The organism is Lentzea sp. JNUCC 0626, from assembly GCF_043632865.1.
Classification (GTDB): domain Bacteria; phylum Actinomycetota; class Actinomycetes; order Mycobacteriales; family Pseudonocardiaceae; genus Lentzea.
Genome location: NZ_CP171635.1, coordinates 2,569,481 through 2,589,357, shown reverse-complemented (window position 1 = coordinate 2,589,357; position 19,877 = coordinate 2,569,481). Strand labels below are relative to the sequence as shown.

The window sequence follows — 19,877 nt, the reverse complement described above, 5'->3', positions numbered from 1 at the left end:
TATTCGGGCTTCGCGGCGGTGTCGTCTGCGGGGCCCTCGGCCGCTACTGCCGCCCGACGGACTTTCGGGACACGGGCTAGCCTGGGCGCGTGGTCGGCACGATGCGGAAGATCGCGCGAGTGGGTCTCGTGCGCGTCTTCGCCGTGCTCGCGCTGGTCGTGGGGATCGCGTTGCTCCAGGGGACGCCGTGCGAAGGCGACCTGGTGCCGTCGGCGGAGTGCTCGATCTCCAGCGTCCAGGTGATGGCCGATCCCGGTGATCTCGGCGCTGTGCCCGAGATCTGTCTCGCCCTGCTGTTCGCCGTGCTGCTGGTGGTCGGCGGACTCCGGCTCCCTCAGCTGTTCCTGGCACAGGTCGTGTCCGTGCCGGTGCGGCGCGGTGGTCCTCGCAGGCGTCCTGAAGTGCGTCTCGCCCAGCTCTGCGTGTTGCGGACGTAGACCGAGCCCGTTCAGCGCTCGTTCCACGTCCACGAACCCCAGAGGTGTGTCGTCATGTCCAAGAACGCCCGGATCTCGTTGATCATCATCGCCACCGTCGTCGTGGTGGTGGGCGGTTTCATCCTGCTGAGCAGACTCGCCAGCCCGTCGCAGCCCCAGGCCGGGAACACCAAGGCGGCAGGACCGGTGGCCGCGGCCCCGGCGGACCTGCTCGTCCGGCCCGACAGCCACAAGCTCACCGACGTGCCGAACGCGAAGGTGACGCTCGTCGAGTTCCTCGACTTCGAGTGCGAGTCCTGCCGGGCCGCCTACCCGAGCGTCGAGCGGTTGCGCTCCGAGTACGCCGACCGCGTGACGTTCGTGCTGCGGTACTTCCCGATTCCCAGCCACCGCAACGCCGAGCTGTCCGCGACCGTCGTCGAGGCGGCGAGCAGGCAGGGCAAGCTCGAAGCGATGTACAAGCGCATGTACGAGACCCAGGCCGAGTGGGGCGAGAAGCAGGTCGAGCAGCGCGACCTGTTCGTCGGCTTCGCCCGCGACCTCGGGCTCGACATGGCGAAGTTCGAGGCCGACCTCAACGATCCCGCCACGCTGGAGCGGGTCCTGAAGGACCGCAAGGACGGCGCGACCGTCGGGGTGCAGGGCACGCCCACGTTCTTCCTCAACGGCACCAAGTTCACCGGCCGGGCGAGCTACGAGGGCCTGAAGGAAGCGCTCGACCAGGAACTCGCCAAGTGACGAAAAACCGTTGAACATCCCGGAAATCGTGCCGCAAGTACCGGGAAATCTGCCTGAACGGGCTGGTTGTGACGTTCGCGATAGACGCTTCCCGTCTCGTATCGCTCCGGTCGTCGTGCCCGTGGTTTTCATGGAGAGGAGGCAATACCTGGAGCGAGACTGAAGAGGTTTCTCCATGAGCTATCAGCTCAACCGCCGCAAGGTGCTGCAAGCGTTCGGTGCGGCCGGTGCCGCGAGTGCCGCCGCGATGTACGCGGCGGATCCGGTGCTCGGGGCGACGCTCGGCTACGACGAGTCGATCGGCGTCGACCCGGCCACGTACGCGGCCCCGACCGGCATCGCGAAGGACAGCGCGGGCAAGACCACCGCGCTGAACTGGCTGCGCGACCACGGCGGTGAGGTCACCGGGCTGTCGGACCGGATCTGGCAGCACGCCGAGTTGTCGTTGCGGGAGTGGAACTCCGCTTGGGACAGCGCGGAACTGCTGAAGCGGCACGGGTTCACGATCGAGTGGGGCACCGGCGGGTTCCCGGCCGCGTTCACCGCGACGTACGGGTCGGGCAAGCCGGTGCTGGGCTTCAACGCCGAGTACGACGCGCTGCCCGGCCTGTCGCAGAAGAAGGGCGTGGCGACGCACGACCCGTTGGTCTACAACTACGACGCGTACGGCCCGACCTACGGTGCCGGTCACGGCGACGCGCACAACGTGCTCGGCGCGGGGTCGATCGGCGCCGCGATCGCCGTGAGCAAGGCGATGAAGCAGGACAACCTCACCGGCACGCTGAAGGTTTACGGCTCCAGCGGCGAGGAACAGCTGGTGGGCAAGGCGTTCAGCGCCAAGGCCGGTGTCTACAACGGACTCGACGCCTACCTCGACTGGCATCCGCTGACCTCCACGCTCGCCGACTGGGGCACCACGGCCGCGCTGATGTCGGCCACGTTCACGTTCCTCGGCGCGGCGGGCCACGGCGGCACCCCGCTGGGCAACAAGAGCGGCCTCGACGGCGCGTTGCTGATGGCCACGATGAGCGAGTACCTGCGCGAGAAGAACGTGGCGCCGTCCGGCCGGTTCCACTACGCGATCATCAACGGCGGTGGCGCGCCCAACGTCACCCCGGACATGTGCTCGATCTGGTTCTTCGTCCGCGAAGGCAGTCCTGCCCGCGCCCAGGTGCTCTACGACAAGATCGTCGAGTGCGCGAAGGCGGCCGCGCAGGCCAGCCAGACCCGCCTGGTGCACAAGTTCCACTCCGGCACCTGGAACTCGCTCGGCAACAAGGTCGCCGCCGAGGTGCTCAACGACAACATGGTCAAGATCGGCCCGCCCGCCTTCACCGCCGCCGACCACGACCTGGCCAAGGGCCTGCAACGGGCGTTGGGACGGCCGGAGGCAGGCATGTCGACCACGCTGGTGCCGCTGACCGCGCCCGCGCCGGTCTACCTCGGCGGCCCGTCGACCGACGCCGCCGACGTGAGCTGGCAGGCGCCCAAGGTCACCGCGCTGGTGGCGACGTTCCCGATCGGCGTGCCGCACCACAACTGGGCGGTGTCCGCGGTCGCGTCGACGAACATCGGGCACCAGGCCGCGTTGTCGGCGGCCCGGTATCTGGCGGCGACGTCGATCGACCTGCTGACCCAGCCGGACCTGCTGAAGCGGATGAAGGACGAGTTCGTCGCCCGGACCGCGCCCGCGCAGTGGAAGAGCATGATCCCGGACGGCATCCAGCAGCCGCTGTACCAACCGCCCGCGGACTTCTTGTCCCGTACCGGACAGACGTTCCCGCCTGCCGGGATCACCTGGCCGGTGCCGCAGGTGATCACGCAGGAGCACCTCGGGACCACGGGGCCGACGTTGCCGCCGGTGAGCTAGCGACGAAAGAGGGACGGTGCCTGCGAACTTGGCTCGTGGGCACCGTTTTCCCGGTACGGAGAGCACAGTTCTGGCAACTGGCAAGGCGTGGAAAACGTTCTCCCACCAAGTAGATCTCTACCTGGGCGCCCGACAACCTCTGGAGGGGTCGTAGTGAGCGACAGGTGGAGAAGGTCGGTTGCGGTCGCCGTGATCGCGGCAACCGGTCTGGCCGGTCCGGCAACGCAGGCGCACGCAGCACCCAGCGCACCCCAGGCGCCGGACGGGGAGAACCGCACGGTCACCCTCGTCACCGGTGACCAGGTCGTGCTGACCGCGTCCGGGCACGCTCGGGTGCGGGCCGCGAAAGGCCGGGAGAACGTCGGGTTCATCACCCGCACCGAACCGGACGGCGACGTCACGGTCACCCCGTTCGACGCGCTCGGCATGCTGCGCGAGGGCAAGCTCGATCCCCGGCTGTTCAACGTCACCGAGCTCCTGAGCACCGGCTACGGCGACGCCGACCGGGCCGACATCCCGTTGATCGTCACGCAGCCCCGCAACCTGACCGCGCGGGCCGTGCGGGAACTGCCGAGCATCGGCGGCGCCGCCGTGGTGGCGGCCAAGGACACGGCGTTCTGGAAGACCAGGGACGCCACCAGGATCTGGCTCGACGGCCCGGTGCAGGCCGTGCTGGACAAGAGCGTGCCGCAGATCGGCGCGCCGGCGGCGTGGCAGGCGGGGCTCACCGGCAAGGACACGGTGACGGCGATCCTCGACACCGGCATCGACCCGACGCACCCCGACCTCACCGACGCGGTGATCGAGGCGAAGGACTTCACCGGCAGCGCCAGCGGCACCGTCGACAAGCACGGCCACGGCACGCACGTCGCGTCGATCGTGACGGGCGACAACGCGCAGTACCAAGGCGTTGCACCGGACACGAAGCTGCTCGTGGGCAAGGTCCTCGGCGACAGCGGTGGCGGCACGGAGTCCGGCATCATCGCCGGCATGGAGTGGGCCGCGACCAGCGGCGCCCAGGTGATCAACATGAGCCTGGGCAGTTCCGCCGCGAGCGACGGCACGGACCCGCTGGAGCAGGCCGTCAACGAACTCACCGCGCGGACCGGCGCGTTGTTCGTGATCGCCTCGGGCAACAGCGGGCGCACGCCCGGTTCACCGGCCGCCGCCGAGGCCGCGCTGACCGTCGGCGCGGTCGACCACACCGACGCGCTGGCCGAATTCTCGAGCCGCGGCCCGCGCCTCGGGGACAACGGGATCAAGCCGGAGATCACCGCGCCGGGCGTGGCGATCGTCGCGGCACTGGCGAAGGACAGCCTGATCAGCCGCCAGTTCCCGCACGTGGGCGAGAACCACGTCGCGCTCGACGGCACGTCCATGGCCACCCCGCACGTGGCGGGCGCCGCCGCGATCCTCGCCGGGCAGCACCCCGACTGGAAGGCGGCGGAACTCAAGGCCGCCCTCGTCGGCAGCGCGAAGCCGCACCCCGCGCAGACCGTGTTCGAGCAGGGTGCCGGCCGGGTCGACGTGGCCAAGGCGGTGCGCAACACCGTGCACGCGTCCGTCAGCAGCATCAACAACGGCATCGTGCAGTGGCCGCACACCGACGACGCGCCCATCCCCACCGCGGTCACCTACCGCAACACCGGAACGGCGCCCGTGACGCTGAACCTGGTGGCGGACGTCAAGGACCCCAGCGGAAAGGCCGCCGCGGCCGGGATGTTCACCGTGTCGCCCGCGACCCTGACGATCGCACCCGGCGCGGCGGCCCAGGCCACCGTCACCACCAACACCAGGGTCAACGGCGCGGACGGCATCTACAGCGGCGTGATCACCGCCGGTGACGTGCGCACGCCCATCACCGTCACGCGCGAGGTCGAGAGCTACGACCTCAGCGTCACCGTGCTCGGCACGGACGGCAAGCCGACGCCGGACTACGCGTTCCGGCTCGTCGACCTGGCCAAGCCGGAGATGCGGGTGCCGTACGACGCGTCGGGCGCCGTGACGCTCCGCGCGCCCAAGGGCCACTACTACTTCGAGTCCCAGGTGCTGACCGCGGACGGCAAGCTGTCCGTGGCCATCGAGCCCGACGTGAACCTCGGCGCGAAGACCGCGATCACCGTCGACGCGCGGCAGGGCAAGCCCGCCGGACTCGTGCTCGACCGAAAAAACGCCAAGGCGGGCGAGAAGTTCGTCGAGTTCGCCCGCTCCACCTCCTACGGCGGCAAGGACTTCCTGCTCACCAAGATCAGCCCCGCCGAGTTCGGCGACGTCCTCGTCAGCCCGTCGAAGACCTCAGCACCCGGCCAGTTCCGCTACTCGACCGGCGGCCGGTTCGCCGAGCAGGACACCGCCGGCAGCTTCGACGCGAGCCCGTACCTCTACAACGTGCGCGGTGACGTCACCGGCCGCATGCCCGCGGACCCGGTGCTCAGGGTGCGGGACAAGGACCTCGTCAAGGTCCGCACCACGCACGCCGCGACCACGCCCGGCACGACCGGCAACCGGGAGGGCATGATCACCAAGCCGCTGCCGTTCGTCCTCGACGAGCTCTACTCGCCGGAAACGCCGTGGCTCAACGAGTTCACCGAGGTGACGGCGGCAGGGGAGTACCGGTCGCGGCTGTTCTCCAGCGGCCCCAGGTCGTTCCCTCGGGTGAAGACCGCCACGGACTCGTACAACTTCGCCGTGTTCGGCCCTGATCTGCCGAGGAACCCGGGCAGGCCGACCAGGTACGCGAGCCGCTCCGGTGACACGATGATCTTCCAGGTCCCGCTGTGGGCCGACTCCGGCACCGACCGCGAGGGCTTCTCCGCGCACACCGGCAGCTCCACGCTGTACCGGGACGGCAAGGAGATCGCCAAGCTCAACAGCACCGGCGGCCTGATGGAGGCGCAGCCCGGTGCGGCCACCTACCGCCTGCACACCGAGGCGGTCAGGGATCGCACGCTGACCAGCAAGATCGTCGCGGACTGGACCTTCCGGTCCGACACGGTCGCCGAAGGTGTTGAGGCGTTGCCGCTGATGGCCGTGAAGTTCGCGCCCACCCTGGACGGCCACAACAGGGCGAGCCGGTTGGCGTCGACGATCGTGCCGTTGTGGGTGAACCACAACACCGGTGCCGATGCCAGACCGACGAGCGTCCAGGTGTCGCACGACAAGGGCGCGACCTGGCGGACCGCGCCGCTGCTGGGCGGCAACGGCAAGTGGTTCGCCGTCCTGAGCCACCCGAAGGGCGCCACCTCGGTGTCGCTCAAGGCCACGGCCAAGGACAACGCGGGCAACTCGGTCACGCAGACGATCGTGGACGCGTTCCTGCTGAAGTAGGACCACGCGGTGCCGGGCGCTCCGAAACCGGGCGCCCGGCACCGCGTTATCAACGCGGTTCGATGCGGTGGAAACCACCGCGGTAGAACAGCAGCGGATCACGGTCGTGAGTGTCCACTGTGGCCATCTCCAGCACGCGGCCGACGACGATGTGGTGATCGCCCGCCTCGTGCTCGGCGTCGATCTCGCAGTCCATCCACAGCAGGCTGTCGGTGAGCACGGGGTTGCCCGCGCGGGTCTCCGCACACTCCACGGCGCTCCACCGGTCGATGCCCTTCGACGCGAACGTCGACGCGAGCCCCTGGTGGCAATGACCCAGCACGGACACCGAGAACCGGCCCGCGTCCCTGATCGCCGGGTAGGTCGTCGACGTCTTCGCCACGCCGATCGAGATGAGCGGCGGGTCGAGCGAGACGCTGTGGAACGACTGACAGGTGAAGCCGATCCGTTCGCCCTGCGGCGTGGTCGCGCCGATCACCACGACACCGGAGGCGTACCTGCCCACGGCGTCGCGGTAGGCGCGGGAGCCCAGCGTGATCAAGGGACGCGCACCTCCTCTGCCAGGCGCGCGATCCGGGCGAACGCGCGGGCGTAACGGGCGGCGGCCTCGGCGGCCTGGGCGTCGAGCTGGTCCATGTCGGAGGTGACGAAGTACCAGCCGCGGCCGGGGACGACGGCGCCGAGTTCGGTCAGCAGCGGGGTGAGGTGGATGTCGACGCCCAGCGAGTGCGCGGGGCTCGCACCCGTCATCACCGGGATGGCCGTGACACCGGCCAGGCCGTCGTTGCCGTAGCGGTCGAGGAACGACTTGAGCAGGCCCGTGTACGTGGCCTTGTAGGTGGGGCTCGCGACCACCACCAGGTCGCTCGCGGCGACGCGCTCGGTGAGCGGCTGGAGGTCGTCGGCGACGGCGAGATCGATCACGTGGCGGTCGGAGCCGGGCACCAGGCGGTCGAGCAACGCCTCGGCGACCTGCAGGGTGCGGGAGGAGGGTTTCGGGTTTCCCACGACGACGGTGGTTTTCACGACAGCGAAACTAGCCACGCGATTGCGCTTCGGTCAACATTCTTCGCCGATTTGCTGAAATAGGCAGAAAGAAATAACACCCAGGTGTTATGGCCGGGCGGACGGGCGCGCTGGAATCTTCTTCCTCATGAACGAGAACAGGACCGTGAAACCGAACCCGATCAGGGACTCGGCCAACAAGCTCAAGCTGAGCATCTTCGGCGTGAACGGCACCGGGGGTTCCTTCACGCACCACCCCGACCGGTTCTCCGGCGACTGGGACGCCATCACCAGGCTCGCCAGGCGCGCTGACGAGATCGGCATCGAAGGGTTCGTCTCGGCGGCCCGCTGGATCGCGTTCGGCGGCGACAACCACTACTCGGGCGACTACCACGAGACGTTCGCGTGGGCCGGCGCGATCGCCGCGATCACCGAGAAGATCAGCATCATCAGCACGTTCCAGATGGGGTTGATCAGTCCGGCGTTCGTCGCGAAGGCCGAGGCGACGGTCGACATCATCTCGAACGGCCGGGCGGGCCTGAACCTCGTCTGCGGCTGGTACCCGCCCGAGTTCGACCTGTTCGGTCTCGAACTGCGCGAGCACGCCGATCGCTACGACTACTCCGACAGCTGGATGGAGGTGTTCGACAAGCTGTGGTCCTCGGACGAGAGCTTCGCGCTGAAGAACGAGCACTTCGACCTCGCGCACGCGATGTCCCAGCCGCGGCCGCTGCAGTCACGTCCCGTTCTCATGAACGCGGGTGGCTCGCCGCGCGGCCGTGAATTCGCGGGCCGGCACGCCGACGTCGCGTTCACCATTCCCGACGACCCGGACCCGAAAGCGGTCAAGGCGCGCGTCGAGGAATACCGCGAAGAGGCGCGGCAGAAATTCGGCAAGGAGATCCAGATCTGGCTTTCCGCTTACGTCGTCCAGAAGGACACCACGGAGGAGGCCGAGGCGTACGCACTCGACTACATCGTGACCCAGGGCGACGACAGGGCCGTCCGGGACATGATCGAGGCCAACATCCCGAACTCGAAGACGATGCCGGACGACGCGATCAAGGAGATGTCGTACGAGTTCAAGGCGGGCTACGGCGGCTACCCGCTGGTCGGCTCGTCGGACGACATCGCGCGGCGCATGATCGAACTGTCCGAGGCGGGCGTCGACGGCCTGATGCTGATCTGGCTCGACTACGAGGGCGGCCTGGAGAAGTTCGCCGCCGAGGTCCTGCCGCAGCTGGAGAAGGCGGGTCTGCGCGCTCCGGTGCGGTGAGCGTCAGGACCCGTTCTGCAGGTACCGCAACGCTTCCAGCCGGGACCGCACGCCGATCTTGTGGAACGCGTGCCGCACGTGCTGCTTCACCGTGTTGACGGCGATGCCGAGCTCCACCGCGAGCTCGGCGTTCGTCAGCCCGCTCGTGGCGAGCACGAGCACTTCTCGTTCGCGCCTGGTCAGCACGTCGCCGGACCGGGGCGCGCACGTCGCGGGCCGGCCGGAGGGAGAGGACAGGTCGACCGTGTCGACGCGGTGCGACGGGCTGATGCTCGGTGCGCCGCCCACGCGTTCCTGGTGCGTCACGGCGTTGGACAGGCCGAGCGCCAGGAACTTCGCCATCCGGTGGATCGTGCCCTGTTCCTGCGCGCTGAACGGCGGCTGCCCCAGCCGCCGCGCGAACGTGGCCTTGCCGATCGGGCGGCCGTCCACGACCAGCGACACCAGCAGGCAGTGGTCGAACCCGTAGCGGTTCAGCAGTCGTCCCACCGGCGAGCTCAGGTGATCGGACGGGTGCGGGTACATCACCGCGTCGTGGATCGGGAACCGCGACGACGTCGAGCGCTGGAAGTACGGCTCCGCCGGCCCGGCGATGATCTCGAAGTCGAGCAGCATCTGCACCGGCGCGCCCGTCACCGTGGAGAGCCTGCCCCGGTAGTGGCGGTCGAGCAGCTGCACCGCGCCGGAGTCGCAGCGCAGCGCCCTGACCAGTTCGGGCAACGTCCGCTGGAGCACCGTGGCTGGCGAGAGCGAGCCGCAGGCGACCTCGCCGAAACGAGCGACGTCCTGCCAGTCGACGCGGTCCATCTGCGACTCCTCCCGTCCGGCGGACGTTCAATGTAGACGGTTCAATGCCCGAAAGCCTCGTGCAGCCACCAAGATCCGCCGTCGGGCGCGATCTTGGCGTCGACCACCAGCGGCCGCGTCGGCGCCGACAGCCAGTCCTTCACCGCGCCGAGGTCGTCGGCCGACCGCACGGTCAGGCCCTCGCACCCGTACCCCCGCGCCAGTGCGGCGAGGTCGCGGTCCGGGAACGTGACGTTGTCCAGGCCGGGGACGACACCGAAGTGGTGCACCTCCGCGCCGTACATCGCGTCGTCGTAGACCACGACCAGCAACGGGAGTTCCAGCCGCACCGCGGTTTCCAGCTCGGAGACGCCCATCAGGAACCCTCCGTCACCCAGCGCCGCGACGGGCAGGCGGTCCGGCTGGGCGAGCGCCGTGCCGATGGCCGAGGCGAGCCCGAGCCCGACGGACTGGAACGCCTGCGTGAAGCAGAACGCCCGCTCGTCCGGCACGTCGAGGTACATGCTGGGGTAGCCGAGGAAGTTGCCGGAGTCGACCGACACCGTCCGCTCGGCGGGCAGCACGCTGTTCAACGCCACCGAGAGCGTGCGCGGGTCGATCCGGTCCTCAGTGGACTCGTCGGTGAACGGGACCTGGTGCCAGCGCAGGCTCGTCCGGATACGTTCGGCGATCTCCGGGCGCCGGTATCCCACCCGTGCCTCGGGCAGCAGCGCGGCGGCCGCGAGCGAGGTCTCCGCGACACCACCGTGCAGGCCGAGGGTGACCGGGCGGTGCCTGCCGATCGCGGCCGGGTCGAGGTCGATCTGGACCAGCCGCGCCGCCGGGCCGAGCAACGCGCCGTGCCGGGTCGTCCACATGTTCAGCGCGCAGCCGAACGAGACCACGAGGTCGGCGTCCGCGATCAGCTCGGCGGTCAGCGGCGACGAGAACCCACCGGAGACGTCGATGTTCCACGGATCGCCGTTGAACAGCCCGCGGCTCACGGCGGACGTGGCGAGCAACGCCCCGGCCTGCCGCCCGAGCGCCCGGATCGCCTCTCCCGCACCGGGAGAACGCCCACCGCGCCCGGCGATGAACACCGGTCGCGACGCCTCGGCGAGCATCCGCGCGAACTCCTCCAACGGCCCGGACGCGGGCTGCGGCGCGGCCACCTCGACGCGTGCGGCGAGCGGCGCCTGGTCCGGCAGTTCGAGCTCCTGGACGTCGATCGGCACGTTGAGCACGACGGTCCGCTGCGTGGCGCAGAGCGCCAAAGCCTTTGCCACATCACGCATCGCGGTCTGAGCCGAGGTGACGCGCAACGGCACCGCGCCGACGGCGGCGGCGATCGCGGCCTGGTCGATCGCGAAGTTGGACGCCGGGTCGGGCGCCTCGGCCGTGAGCACCAGCAACGGTGTCCGGCTCTTGGCAGCCTCGGCGATTCCGGTGATCGCGTTGGTGTAGCCGCAACCCTGGTGCAGCGACAGCACCGCGACCTCGCCTGACATGCGCGCGTAGGCGTCGGCCATGGTCGCCGCGCCGCCCTCGTGCCGGGCCGCCACGAACCGCGCGCCGCCGTCCACCAGCGCCTGCGTGAAGTGGAAGTTGCCGCTGCCGACGACGCCGAACACCGTCCGCACGCCCTGGTCGGCCAGGTACCGGCCGATCGCTTCGTGCACCCGCATGCTCACGCCCCGCCCTCGACCAGCGCCAGCACGCGCGCCGGACTGCCGGACCCGCCGACGATCCGCAGCGGCGCCACGATCAGCACCGCGCCGGTGACCGGCAGCAGGTGCAGGTTCTGCAGCTGCGTGATGCCGTACTTCCCGGCGCCGAGCAGGTACGAGTGGGCGGGGAACGCGGGCTCGAACCCGAACGCCTGCCCGGCGTCCGTGCCGACGGTCTCGACCCCGAACCCCAGCAGCGGCGTCTCCTCGGCGAGCCAGCGCGCGCACTCGGGGTCGACTCCGGGCGTGTGCGGTCCGTTCTCGTCGGCGTTGAGGAACAGCTTCTGGTCGTGCGACCGCGCGGACCAGCCCGTGCGGTACAGCAGCCAGCCCGCGGGCAACGGGCCGTGCTCGCGTTGCCACTCCTCGACGTCCTCGCGCCGCAGCAGGAAGTCCGGGTTCTCGGCCACCGCGTCGGTCCGGTCGATCACCACGGCGGGCGCGACGAGCCGGGCCGGCGGCACGGACGCCACGTCCTCCAGATGCAGGCCGGTGATCCAGTGGATGGGCGCGTCGAAGTGCGTGCCGACGTGCTCGCCGGTGTGGATGCCGTTCTGGTACGGCCCGCGCTCGTCGTGGTTCGCCAGTTCCTCCAGACGGAAGCGGGGGATCGGGGCCATGTCCGGCGGAAGGTCGAGCACGGGCGTGTCGGAGGACAGGGGCGCCGTGAGCTCGATGACCGAGACCGTGCCGTCGGCGAGTGCGGAGGCCAGCGCGGACAGGGTTCCGGCGTCGGGAGAAAGGGGCATGCGGTTCATGGTGTGCCTCGACGGTGTTGTCGCACCAATGCCTATTGAGCACCAGCTATAACCGCCTGGGCATAGCTGGTGCATGTGCTATACCTCTGCGGTGAGGGGGTGATTTCCCTGGACCGCACCCTGTTGCTCGACGGCAGGCTCAAGCTCCGCCACCTGATGTTCGTGATCACGATCGCTGCGCACGGCAGCCTCGTGGGCGCCGCCAAGGAGCTGCACGTGACCCAGCCGGTGGTGACCAGGGCGCTGCGCGAGGCCGAACTCATCGTCGGCGAGGAGTTGTTCGTGCGCGGCCCTCGCGGCGTGCGGCCGACGGCGTTCGGCGAGATCCTGCTCGAACACGCGCAGGCCGTGGTGAGCCACATGACCTCGGCCCAGGACCGCATCGACGGCCTGCGCCGCGACGGCTTCGACCCGGTGCGCGTGGGCACCCACCTGGCGGGCGCGCACACGTTGCTCCCGTCGGCGCTCATCCGGCTCAAGGCCGACCACCCGGCCATGACCGTCACGGTCGTGGAGGGCGTCGGCACCGAACTCGACGTGCGGCTCTCCCGCGGCGAGATCGACCTGATCGTGGGCCGCCTGCCGTTCCCGTTGGTGTCCAACGGGTTCCAGCACGTCCCGCTGTACGACGAACCGGTCGGGCTCGTCGTGCGCCGCGACCACCCGGCCGCGCGGGCGCGCACGTCGTCGTTGGAGGACCTCCAGGACTACCCGTGGATCCTGCCGGGCAGGCCCACGGTGCTGCGCGACGAACTGGACGAGCTGTTCACGCGGCACGGGATGGCGTTGCCGCGCAACGTGATCGAGTGCTCGACCATCCTGACCATGCGATCCGTGCTGGTGCAGACCGACGCGATCGCGCCGCTGCCGTTGCTCGTCGGCGCCACCGACGAGGGCCTCGACCACCTGCCGGTGCGGCTGGAGACCGTGCCGCGCACCATCGGCGTCACGACCCTCGTGGACCGCCCGCCGTCGGCGAGCGCGCGCGTGCTGACCCGCCACCTGTTGGACGCGGCGAAGGTCATCGCGGCGGAGATCTCCGAGCTCGAGTAACACCCAGGGGTTATGGCCGCACGCTCGCGGCGGGGAGATTCTTGGACCTTCACCCGATTCTGGAGGTCTTCCCGTTGCGAGCGAACGACAACGCGCGGCCGGTGTCGCTGGTGGTGACCGCCGGCGCGGTCGCCACGATGGACGGTCGGCGGCGCATCCTGCTCGACGCCGCCGTCGCGATCGACGGTGAGCGGATCGTCGAGGTCGGCGCCAGGGAGGACGTCCTCGCGCGGTACCGGCCGGAGGTCCTGGTCGACGAACCCGGCAGCCTGCTGACCCCGGGACTCGTCGACGCCCACCACCACCCCGCGAGCGGGTTCCTCGTCGGCGGAGGCTTCCTGGACGAACTGCCGCCCGGGCAAGGGCTCAGGACGATGGTCCCGCACGAGAAACTGCTGACACCGCACCAGGCCCGGGTCAGTTCGCTCGCGACGTTCGCCGAGATGATCCGGCACGGCACCACGACGTTCGTCGACGCCGGCAGCCCTCAGGTCGCGGAGGTGGCCGCGGCGGCCGAGGAGATCGGCATTCGCGGCGTCGTCGTCCCGCACACGGGCGACCTGCCCGGCATGCTCGGCCGCGAACCGGAGCCCGCGCAGGACGTGCTGGCGCGCGCGGACGAGGTCTACGACCGCTTCCACGGCGCGGCCGGCGGCCGGATCGAGGTCTGGTACGGCCTCGACGACCCGACGTCGGTCAGCGACGAGCTGGTCTCCGGGGTGGTGCGGCACGCCGCCGCGCGGAACACCGGGATCTCCGGCCACTTCATCGGGTTCCCCGACAGGTCCGACCGCAACGCCCACCTGGAGCGCTACGCCTGCCTGGGCGTGCTCGACCTCGCGCCCGTGCTCGCCCACGTCGGCTGGCTGCCGGACGCCGACGTGAAGCTGCTGGCCGAGTCGCCGGCGTTCGTCGCGCACTGCCCGTCCACGAGCTTGCTCGGCGGCAAGGGCTGGATCGCCTGCGGCGTGATCCCCGAACTCGTCGACGCGGGCGCGCACCTCGTGCTCGGCACGGACGCCGCGTCCATCAGCCGGCACCTCGACCTCGTGCGGGTGATGAACCTGGCCGCGGTGTGCCACAAGGACTCTCACCGCGACCCCCGGATCATGCCCGTCACGTCCGTGTTCGAGATGGCGACCGTGAACGCCGCCGAGGCGTTGCGGGCGGGGGACCGGCTCGGGTCGGTCGAGGCGGGCAAGATCGCCGACCTCGCCCTGTTCGACCTGTCGGGTCTCGCCTACCGGCCGTTCCGGTTCGGCAACCCGGTGGCCGACCTCGTCTACGCGGGCAGCGGCGCCGACGCCACGACCGTCGTGATCGGCGGCCGGGTCGTGCTGCGCGACCGCGTGCTCACCACCGTCGACGTGCCGGCGCTGGCGCTGGAGGTCGACGAGGCCGCGGCCTCCGCCCAGGCCGTGCTCGGCGGTCCCCGTGCACCCCAGTGGCCGATCGGCTGAAGGAGGTTCCATGTCCGGTTGTCCTGTCGCCCACGACTTCGACCCGCTCGCGGACGGCTACCTGAGCAGTCCGTACCCCGTGCTCAACGACCTGCGCTCGCAGGCACCCGTGCACTACGTGCCGTCGATCGACCACTGGATCGTCACGCGGTATGCCGACGTGGCAACGATCCTGGCCGATCCGGCGACGTTCTCCGCGGCGAACGCCCAGTCACCGTTGACGACTCTCGTCCCGGAGGCGGCGGAGACGTTGCGCTCCGGCCTGCGCAACACCCCGGTGCTGTCGAACTTCGACCCGCCCGGCCACAACCGGGTGCGGCGGCTGCTCGCGCCGCTGTTCTCGTTGCGCAGGGTGGCCGAGCTCAAGCCGCGCATTGCCGGGTTCACCACCGAACTCCTCGACGTGGTCGAGTCGCGCGGCCGGGCCGACATCATCGACGCGCTGGCGTTCCCGTTGCCCGCCTTGACGTTGTTCCGCCTGCTCGGCTTCCCCGAGGACGACGCCGAACGGCTGAAGTCGTGGTGCGGCGAGAAGCTGGAGGTCAACTGGGGCCGCCCCGACGCCGACTACCAGTTGCGGGCGACCAAGAACATCGTCCTGTTCTGGGACTACTGCGAGAAGTACGTCTCGGTGCGCAAGCAGGACCTCGGTGACGACCTCACCAGCGACCTGCTGCGGCAGCGGGAGTCCAATCCGGACGCCCTGGACGACCGCGAGGTGGCGAGCGTCGTGTTCGCGCTGAGCTTCGCGGGCCACGAGACCACGACGAACCTCATCGGCAACGCCCTGCACCACCTGCTGGCCCGCCCCGGCCTCTGGCGCCGCCTGCGCGAGGACCCGAGCCTGATCGCGGGCGCCGTCCACGAGACGTTGCGCTACGACTCGTCGGTCATCGCGTGGCGGCGCGTCACCACCCGCCCGGCGGAGATCGGCGGGACCGCGCTGCCCGAGGGCGCCCGGCTGATGCTCGCCCTCGGTGCCGCCAACCACGACCCGGCGGTGTTCCCCGACCCGGAGGAGTTCGACGTCGAACGCCCGAACGCGCACACGCAACTCTCGTTCGGTCGCGGCATCCACTTCTGCCTGGGCCACCTGCTCGCCCGCGTGGAGCTGGAAACCGTGCTGGGCCTGCTGTCCCAGCGGTTCCCGAGCATGCGGCTCGTGCCGGGCCAGGACGTCCGCTACCCGCGCAACATCTCGTTCCGCGGCCCGATCAGCCTGGAGGTCGAGTGGGACCGCTGACCGAGGCACTCGCCGAGATCGCCGCCGGACGGCCCGTCGTGGTCGCGGGCACGCACGGCGACCTCGTCTTCGCGGGCTCCGCCGCCACGCCCGCGTTGGTGGCGCTCGCCGTCCGGCACACCGACGGGTTCGTGTGCGTGGCGATGACCGACGAGAACTGCAACCGCCTGGGCCTGCCGCCGATGTACTACGGCGCGGTGGCGGCGGGCGGTGAGGCGTTCACCGTCACGGTCGACGCGCGCACCGGCGGCACCGGCATCTCCGCGACGGACCGCGCCCACACGATCCGCCTGCTCGCGGACCCGGCCGCGCACGCCGCCGACTTCGCGCGGCCGGGCCACGTCGTGCCGATCCGCACGTCACCTGCGCGGGCCGGACGGGCCGAGGCCGCGCTGGAACTCGTGCGGCTGGCGGGGAAGGGCGGCGCGGCGGTGCTCAGCGGCATCGTGTCGGAGCGGTCCGTCGGGATGGCCGGGCCGGAGGAGTTGGCCGCGTTCGCCGCCACGCACGGGTTGACGGTGGTGTCGGCGGCGGAGGTGCTGGAGAACAGGCCCGCTTCGTGCGACCACTGCGGGCACCTGGTGGCGGCGGACTAACGGCGTGCGCGCGTCTTCTCCGCGATCCCGCACTCCAGGCGCCGCAGCATCGCGATCATCGCGTCGATCTCGTCCTCGTCGGTCACCACGCCGTCGAGCAGGTCGCTCCAGATGTCGTTGAGCCGCCGCAGGTTCTCCTGCGCGCGGGCGGTGGGGTAGAGGCGGACCCTGCGGGCGTCCTCGGGGTCGGTCTCCCGGCGCACCCGGCCCCTCTCCTCGAGCCCGCGCAGGGAGCGGCTGAAGTTGCTGGACGTCTGCTGGGTGGCGTCGGCGGCGGCGCGGGCGGACGTGCCGGGGTTGCGGTCGACGTAGCGCATCACCGCGATGTCCGACGCCGACCAGGTCTCCTTGGTCACGCCCTCCTTGGTCGCTGTGATCTGCCGGCCGACCGCCGCGATCAGGTCGGCGAGCTCGAACAACCGCGACTTCTGCGCCTCGTCCACCTGCCCATGGTACTTTTCCTCTCAGATGATAGCTATCACCTGAGAGGGGACTGCGGTGGACGCGCCGTCTCGCAGCACCATCCCGACGCCGTTGCTGCTCGTGCTCGCGCTGCTGGCGAGCGTGGCGCCGTTCGGCATCGACCTGTACCTGCCCGCGTTCCCGCGCATGGCACTGGACCTGCAGACGAGTGACACGTCCATCCAGCTCACGCTCACGATGTTCCTGCTCGGGCTCGCCGCCGGGCAGTTGGTGTTCGGGCCGATCTCGGACCGCTGGGGCAGGCGCGGGCCGTTGCTGATCGGCTCCACGGTGTTCGTGGCGGCCAGCGTGCTCGTGGCGCTCGCGCCCACGATCGAGCTCCTGCTGGCCGGGCGGCTCGTGCAGGGCCTGACCGCCGCCGCGGGCATGGTGATCGGGCGCGCGGTCATCGCCGACCTCGCCACGGGACGGGCCGCCGCCCGCGCGTTCAGCCTCATGATGATCGTCGGTGGCGTGGCTCCGGTGGTCGCGCCGCTGCTGGGCAGCCTGCTGGTGGACGGCATCGGCTGGCACGGCGTGCTGTTCGTGCTCGCCGGACTCGCGGTCGCGATGCTCGCCGGGTCCGCGGTCGTCGTGCCGGAGACCCTGCCCCGGGAACGCCGGGGCACCGCGCGCGAAGGCCGGTTCCGCGCTCTGGGCCACCGCGCCTACCTCACCGCCACGGCCACGTTCGTGTTCTCGTTCGCCGTGCTGATGGCCTACATCTCGGCCTCGCCGTTCCTGTACCAGGTGGTCATCGGCATGAGCCCGGTGAGCTACGGCCTGTTCTTCGCGTTGAACGCCCTGGGCCTGGTCTCGAGCAGCGCGACCGCCTCACGCCTGCTGAAGACCCGGCACCCGCGCGAGGTGCTGGCCATCGGGCAGCGCTGGCTGCTCGTCGCCGCCGCGGTGCTGCTGGTGGTCGCGGTGCTGCCGATCAGCCCGATCTGGCTGGTGGCGCCGATCTTCTTCGTCATCTCCTCGCTCGGCTTCGTCATGGGCTCGGCCACCGCGCTGGCGCTCGACGCCGTGCCGGGCGCCGCCGGTACCGGATCGGCCGTGCTGGGTGCCGCGCAGTTCGGGTTCGGCGCGGCCATCTCGCCGCTGGTGAGCGTCGGCACCGGGCACTCCGCGCTGCCGATGGCGATCGTCATCGCCGTGCTCGCGGTCCTCGCCAACGGCGCGTTCAGCCTGCTGACCACGCGGGAGCCCGACGAGGTGAAGGTGCCGGCCCTCAGCGGGTGACGACGCCGGTGCGCCACGCCCAGGCCGCCACCTCGACGCGGTTGCGCACGGAGAGCTTGCGCTGGGCGTTGGCCAGGTGCGTCTTCACGGTGGCGACGGAGACGTAGAGCTTCGCGGCGATCTCGTCGTTGGTGTTGCCGTTCGCGACGAGCCGCACCACGTCGAGTTCGCGGTCGGTCAGCGGTTCGGGCAACGGCCGGTGCTGCGGCTCGGACTGGCGTGACGGCGCCAGCTTGGACAGCAGCCGCACCGTGATGGCGGGGGAGATGAGGCTGGTGCCGGTGGACGCCGCGCGCACGGCCTCGACCAGCAACGCCGGGGACATGTCCTTGAGCAGGAACCCGCACGCGCCGTTCTGCAACGCCCGGTAGACGTACTCGTCGAGGTCGAACGTCGTCGCGATGAGCACGTTGAGCGGCGCGTCCACGCCCGGCCCGGCGAGCAGCCGGGTCGCCTCCAGCCCGTCGAGCGCCGGCATCCGGATGTCGAGCAGACACACGTCGGGGCGCAGCCTGCGGGCCTGGGCGACCGCGCTCTCGCCGTCGCCGACGCTCGCCACGACCTCCATGTCGGGCTGCGTGCCGAGGATCATCCCGAACGCCGAGCGGATCATCTCCTGGTCGTCGGCGATGAGTACTCGGATCGTCATGCGCCCGAGGATGGCAGAAGCGCCGTGACCGTCCACCCGCGACCCGCCGGTCCCGCGGTGAGGCTGCCGCCCGCCGACTCGACCCGTTCCGCGAGGCCGACCAGCCCGAACCCGCCCTTCGGCAGGCCGTTGTCGTTCGCCTGACCGTCGTTGGTGACGCTGATCTCCACCTCGGCGCCCCGGGACGTCGCGTTGATCGTCACCTGGGTGACGTGGGTGGCGTGCCGCAGCACGTTGGTGAGCGCCTCCTGCACGACGTGCCGCGCTGCGTCCACAGTGGACGTCGGCAGGTCGAGGTCGGCGATCGCCGGGTCGACGTTCGTGCTGACCGGCGGGCCGGTGAAGCTGGTGGCGAGGTCGTTCACCATCAACGTGAGCGCCTGGTGGGGGTGCATCGGGGCGTTGTCGTCGCGCAGGACGTCGACCATGGTCCGCATCGACGTCAACGCCTGCGAGCCCGCCTTCTCGATGCCGTCGAGCATCTTGTCGAGCACCGCCGGGTCCGGCAGCTGCCCGCTGCCGGTGGCGAACCGGACCGCCTGGGTCTGCACGACGATCGCGGTCACGTGGTGGGCCACGAAGTCGTGCAGGTCGCGGGCGTACTCCAGCCGTTGCGCCTGGCGGGAGAGCTGGAACGAGTCGGTGCGCGTGCGGTCGTGCAGCCGCATGACCAGGCCGAGCAGCTGCACGAACCCCAGTACCACGGCGATGAAGAACGCCATGGCGGGCGTCAGCTGGGGGTCGAGGTCCTCCAGCCGCAACGGCAACGTGGTCGCGGCGATCCCCAGCAGCACGCACAGCCCGGCCGCGCGCCAGGCCGGGAACGCCAGCAGGACCCGCACGGACAGGCAGGCCAGCCCGATCAGTTCGAACAGCCCGAACGTGTTGTCGAGGTGTCCAGGCAGGACGGTCGCGCACACGATCGTGAAGACGATCGACAACGTGCCGATGCCCGCCACGGCGCCCTCGGTGAGGTTGCGGCTGAACAACGCCGCCGACGGCAGGACCCCGCACAGCACCAGGCCCACCGCGCCGTAGACGCTGGGTGAGCTGAACGCCTCGACGGTCAGCAGGGCGCCGCCGGCCGCGATGATCAGCCAGAAGACGACGCGCTGCCACCACGTGAGCCGGGTCAGGATGCCTGTCATGGCAGCGACGGTAGGTCAGAGCGGTCGCCGGGGGCCTCAACCTTTTGGCGGACCGACCCCGAAGTCACTCAACAGTGCGGTGGATCCGCGTGATCGT

Annotated in this window: 18 protein-coding genes; 10 read left to right on the top strand and 8 right to left on the bottom strand. The window is 70.4% G+C overall.

Features of this window, described 5'->3' with window-relative positions; all coding sequences use genetic code 11:
* The first annotated feature begins 89 nt into the window (after nt 1–89).
* From JNUCC0626_RS11505 to JNUCC0626_RS11490, 4 genes are all read left to right on the top strand, one after another.
* Entirely contained in the window at nt 90–437 is a 348-nt protein-coding gene (locus JNUCC0626_RS11505) for a hypothetical protein (protein WP_394619693.1), read from the top strand.
* Nucleotides 438–491: 54 nt separating this feature from the next.
* Nucleotides 492–1,175, top strand: coding sequence for a DsbA family protein (locus JNUCC0626_RS11500; protein WP_394619692.1), 684 nt, complete (start codon nt 492–494; stop codon nt 1,173–1,175).
* 175 nt (nt 1,176–1,350) lie between these two features.
* Nucleotides 1,351–3,045: an amidohydrolase gene (locus JNUCC0626_RS11495; protein ID WP_394619691.1), complete on the top strand. Its 1,695-nt coding sequence runs from the start codon at nt 1,351–1,353 to the stop codon at nt 3,043–3,045.
* Nucleotides 3,046–3,234: 189 nt separating this feature from the next.
* Complete coding sequence (locus JNUCC0626_RS11490; protein ID WP_394619690.1) at nt 3,235–6,372, top strand: S8 family peptidase; 3,138 nt, start codon at nt 3,235–3,237, stop codon at nt 6,370–6,372.
* Between the two features lie 49 nt (nt 6,373–6,421).
* Here the strand turns inward: JNUCC0626_RS11490 and JNUCC0626_RS11485 are convergent, their stop codons facing one another.
* Together JNUCC0626_RS11485 and JNUCC0626_RS11480 are read right to left on the bottom strand one after the other, a co-directional pair.
* Nucleotides 6,422–6,913 carry a flavin reductase family protein gene (locus JNUCC0626_RS11485; RefSeq protein ID WP_394619689.1) on the bottom strand — a complete coding sequence of 164 codons (492 nt, stop codon included), beginning with the start codon at nt 6,911–6,913 and terminating at the stop codon, nt 6,422–6,424.
* Nucleotides 6,910–7,398 carry an NAD(P)H-dependent oxidoreductase gene (locus tag JNUCC0626_RS11480; RefSeq protein WP_394619688.1) on the bottom strand — a complete coding sequence of 163 codons (489 nt, stop codon included), beginning with the start codon at nt 7,396–7,398 and terminating at the stop codon, nt 6,910–6,912. The genes JNUCC0626_RS11485 and JNUCC0626_RS11480 overlap by 4 nt, the downstream gene beginning before the upstream one ends.
* Before the next feature lie 127 nt (nt 7,399–7,525).
* Here JNUCC0626_RS11480 and JNUCC0626_RS11475 point away from each other — a divergent pair, with 127 nt between their 5' ends.
* Entirely contained in the window at nt 7,526–8,653 is a 1,128-nt protein-coding gene (locus JNUCC0626_RS11475; protein ID WP_394619687.1) for an LLM class flavin-dependent oxidoreductase, read from the top strand.
* Between the two features lie 3 nt (nt 8,654–8,656).
* Here JNUCC0626_RS11475 and JNUCC0626_RS11470 read toward each other — a convergent pair whose 3' ends face one another.
* From JNUCC0626_RS11470 to JNUCC0626_RS11460, 3 genes are read right to left on the bottom strand one after another with little or no spacing between them, the layout of a single operon-like run.
* Nucleotides 8,657–9,460: a helix-turn-helix transcriptional regulator gene (locus JNUCC0626_RS11470; RefSeq protein ID WP_394619686.1), complete on the bottom strand. Its 804-nt coding sequence runs from the start codon at nt 9,458–9,460 to the stop codon at nt 8,657–8,659.
* A 41-nt stretch (nt 9,461–9,501) separates the two neighbouring features.
* Entirely contained in the window at nt 9,502–11,124 is a 1,623-nt protein-coding gene (locus JNUCC0626_RS11465; protein WP_394622016.1) for a thiamine pyrophosphate-binding protein, read from the bottom strand.
* Nucleotides 11,125–11,126: 2 nt separating this feature from the next.
* Complete coding sequence (locus JNUCC0626_RS11460) at nt 11,127–11,915, bottom strand: cyclase family protein (protein ID WP_394619685.1); 789 nt, start codon at nt 11,913–11,915, stop codon at nt 11,127–11,129.
* A 108-nt stretch (nt 11,916–12,023) separates the two neighbouring features.
* Between JNUCC0626_RS11460 and JNUCC0626_RS11455 the strand changes: the two genes are divergently transcribed.
* The 4 genes from JNUCC0626_RS11455 to JNUCC0626_RS11440 are packed head-to-tail and all read left to right on the top strand — an operon-like array spanning nt 12,024 to nt 16,276.
* Complete coding sequence (locus JNUCC0626_RS11455; RefSeq protein WP_394619684.1) at nt 12,024–12,977, top strand: LysR family transcriptional regulator; 954 nt, start codon at nt 12,024–12,026, stop codon at nt 12,975–12,977.
* Nucleotides 12,978–13,018: 41 nt separating this feature from the next.
* A complete protein-coding gene (locus JNUCC0626_RS11450) occupies nt 13,019–14,437 on the top strand; it encodes an amidohydrolase family protein (protein WP_394619683.1) in 1,419 nt (472 codons plus the stop codon).
* A 10-nt stretch (nt 14,438–14,447) separates the two neighbouring features.
* Nucleotides 14,448–15,680, top strand: coding sequence for a cytochrome P450 (locus tag JNUCC0626_RS11445; RefSeq protein ID WP_394619682.1), 1,233 nt, complete (start codon nt 14,448–14,450; stop codon nt 15,678–15,680).
* A complete protein-coding gene (locus tag JNUCC0626_RS11440) occupies nt 15,668–16,276 on the top strand; it encodes a 3,4-dihydroxy-2-butanone-4-phosphate synthase (RefSeq protein ID WP_394619681.1) in 609 nt (202 codons plus the stop codon). Before JNUCC0626_RS11445 ends, JNUCC0626_RS11440 begins: the two co-directional genes overlap by 13 nt.
* Here the strand turns inward: JNUCC0626_RS11440 and JNUCC0626_RS11435 are convergent.
* Entirely contained in the window at nt 16,273–16,719 is a 447-nt protein-coding gene (locus JNUCC0626_RS11435) for a MarR family winged helix-turn-helix transcriptional regulator (RefSeq protein ID WP_394619680.1), read from the bottom strand. The genes JNUCC0626_RS11440 and JNUCC0626_RS11435 overlap by 4 nt on opposite strands.
* Before the next feature lie 55 nt (nt 16,720–16,774).
* On the opposite strand from JNUCC0626_RS11435, the gene JNUCC0626_RS11430 reads away from it, so the two are divergent.
* Nucleotides 16,775–17,983 (top strand): multidrug effflux MFS transporter, encoded by a 1,209-nt coding sequence (locus JNUCC0626_RS11430; protein ID WP_394619679.1) that lies wholly within the window; start codon nt 16,775–16,777, stop codon nt 17,981–17,983.
* Here the strand turns inward: JNUCC0626_RS11430 and JNUCC0626_RS11425 are convergent.
* Nucleotides 17,973–18,632: a response regulator gene (locus JNUCC0626_RS11425; RefSeq protein ID WP_394619678.1), complete on the bottom strand. Its 660-nt coding sequence runs from the start codon at nt 18,630–18,632 to the stop codon at nt 17,973–17,975. The genes JNUCC0626_RS11430 and JNUCC0626_RS11425 overlap by 11 nt on opposite strands.
* Entirely contained in the window at nt 18,629–19,780 is a 1,152-nt protein-coding gene (locus JNUCC0626_RS11420) for a sensor histidine kinase (protein ID WP_394619677.1), read from the bottom strand. Before JNUCC0626_RS11420 ends, JNUCC0626_RS11425 begins: the two co-directional genes overlap by 4 nt.
* Nucleotides 19,781–19,877: the final 97 nt, after the last annotated feature.

Coding starts and splice junctions, on each gene's coding strand:
- JNUCC0626_RS11500 (WP_394619692.1), top strand. CDS start 492: ATGTCCAAGAACGCCCGGATCTCGTTGATCATCATCGCCACCGTCGTC.
- JNUCC0626_RS11495 (WP_394619691.1), top strand. CDS start 1,351: ATGAGCTATCAGCTCAACCGCCGCAAGGTGCTGCAAGCGTTCGGTGCG.
- JNUCC0626_RS11475 (WP_394619687.1), top strand. CDS start 7,526: ATGAACGAGAACAGGACCGTGAAACCGAACCCGATCAGGGACTCGGCC.
- JNUCC0626_RS11470 (WP_394619686.1), bottom strand. CDS start 9,460: ATGGACCGCGTCGACTGGCAGGACGTCGCTCGTTTCGGCGAGGTCGCC.
- JNUCC0626_RS11465 (WP_394622016.1), bottom strand. CDS start 11,124: ATGCGGGTGCACGAAGCGATCGGCCGGTACCTGGCCGACCAGGGCGTG.
- JNUCC0626_RS11460 (WP_394619685.1), bottom strand. CDS start 11,915: ATGCCCCTTTCTCCCGACGCCGGAACCCTGTCCGCGCTGGCCTCCGCA.
- JNUCC0626_RS11445 (WP_394619682.1), top strand. CDS start 14,448: ATGTCCGGTTGTCCTGTCGCCCACGACTTCGACCCGCTCGCGGACGGC.
- JNUCC0626_RS11425 (WP_394619678.1), bottom strand. CDS start 18,632: ATGACGATCCGAGTACTCATCGCCGACGACCAGGAGATGATCCGCTCG.
- JNUCC0626_RS11420 (WP_394619677.1), bottom strand. CDS start 19,780: ATGACAGGCATCCTGACCCGGCTCACGTGGTGGCAGCGCGTCGTCTTC.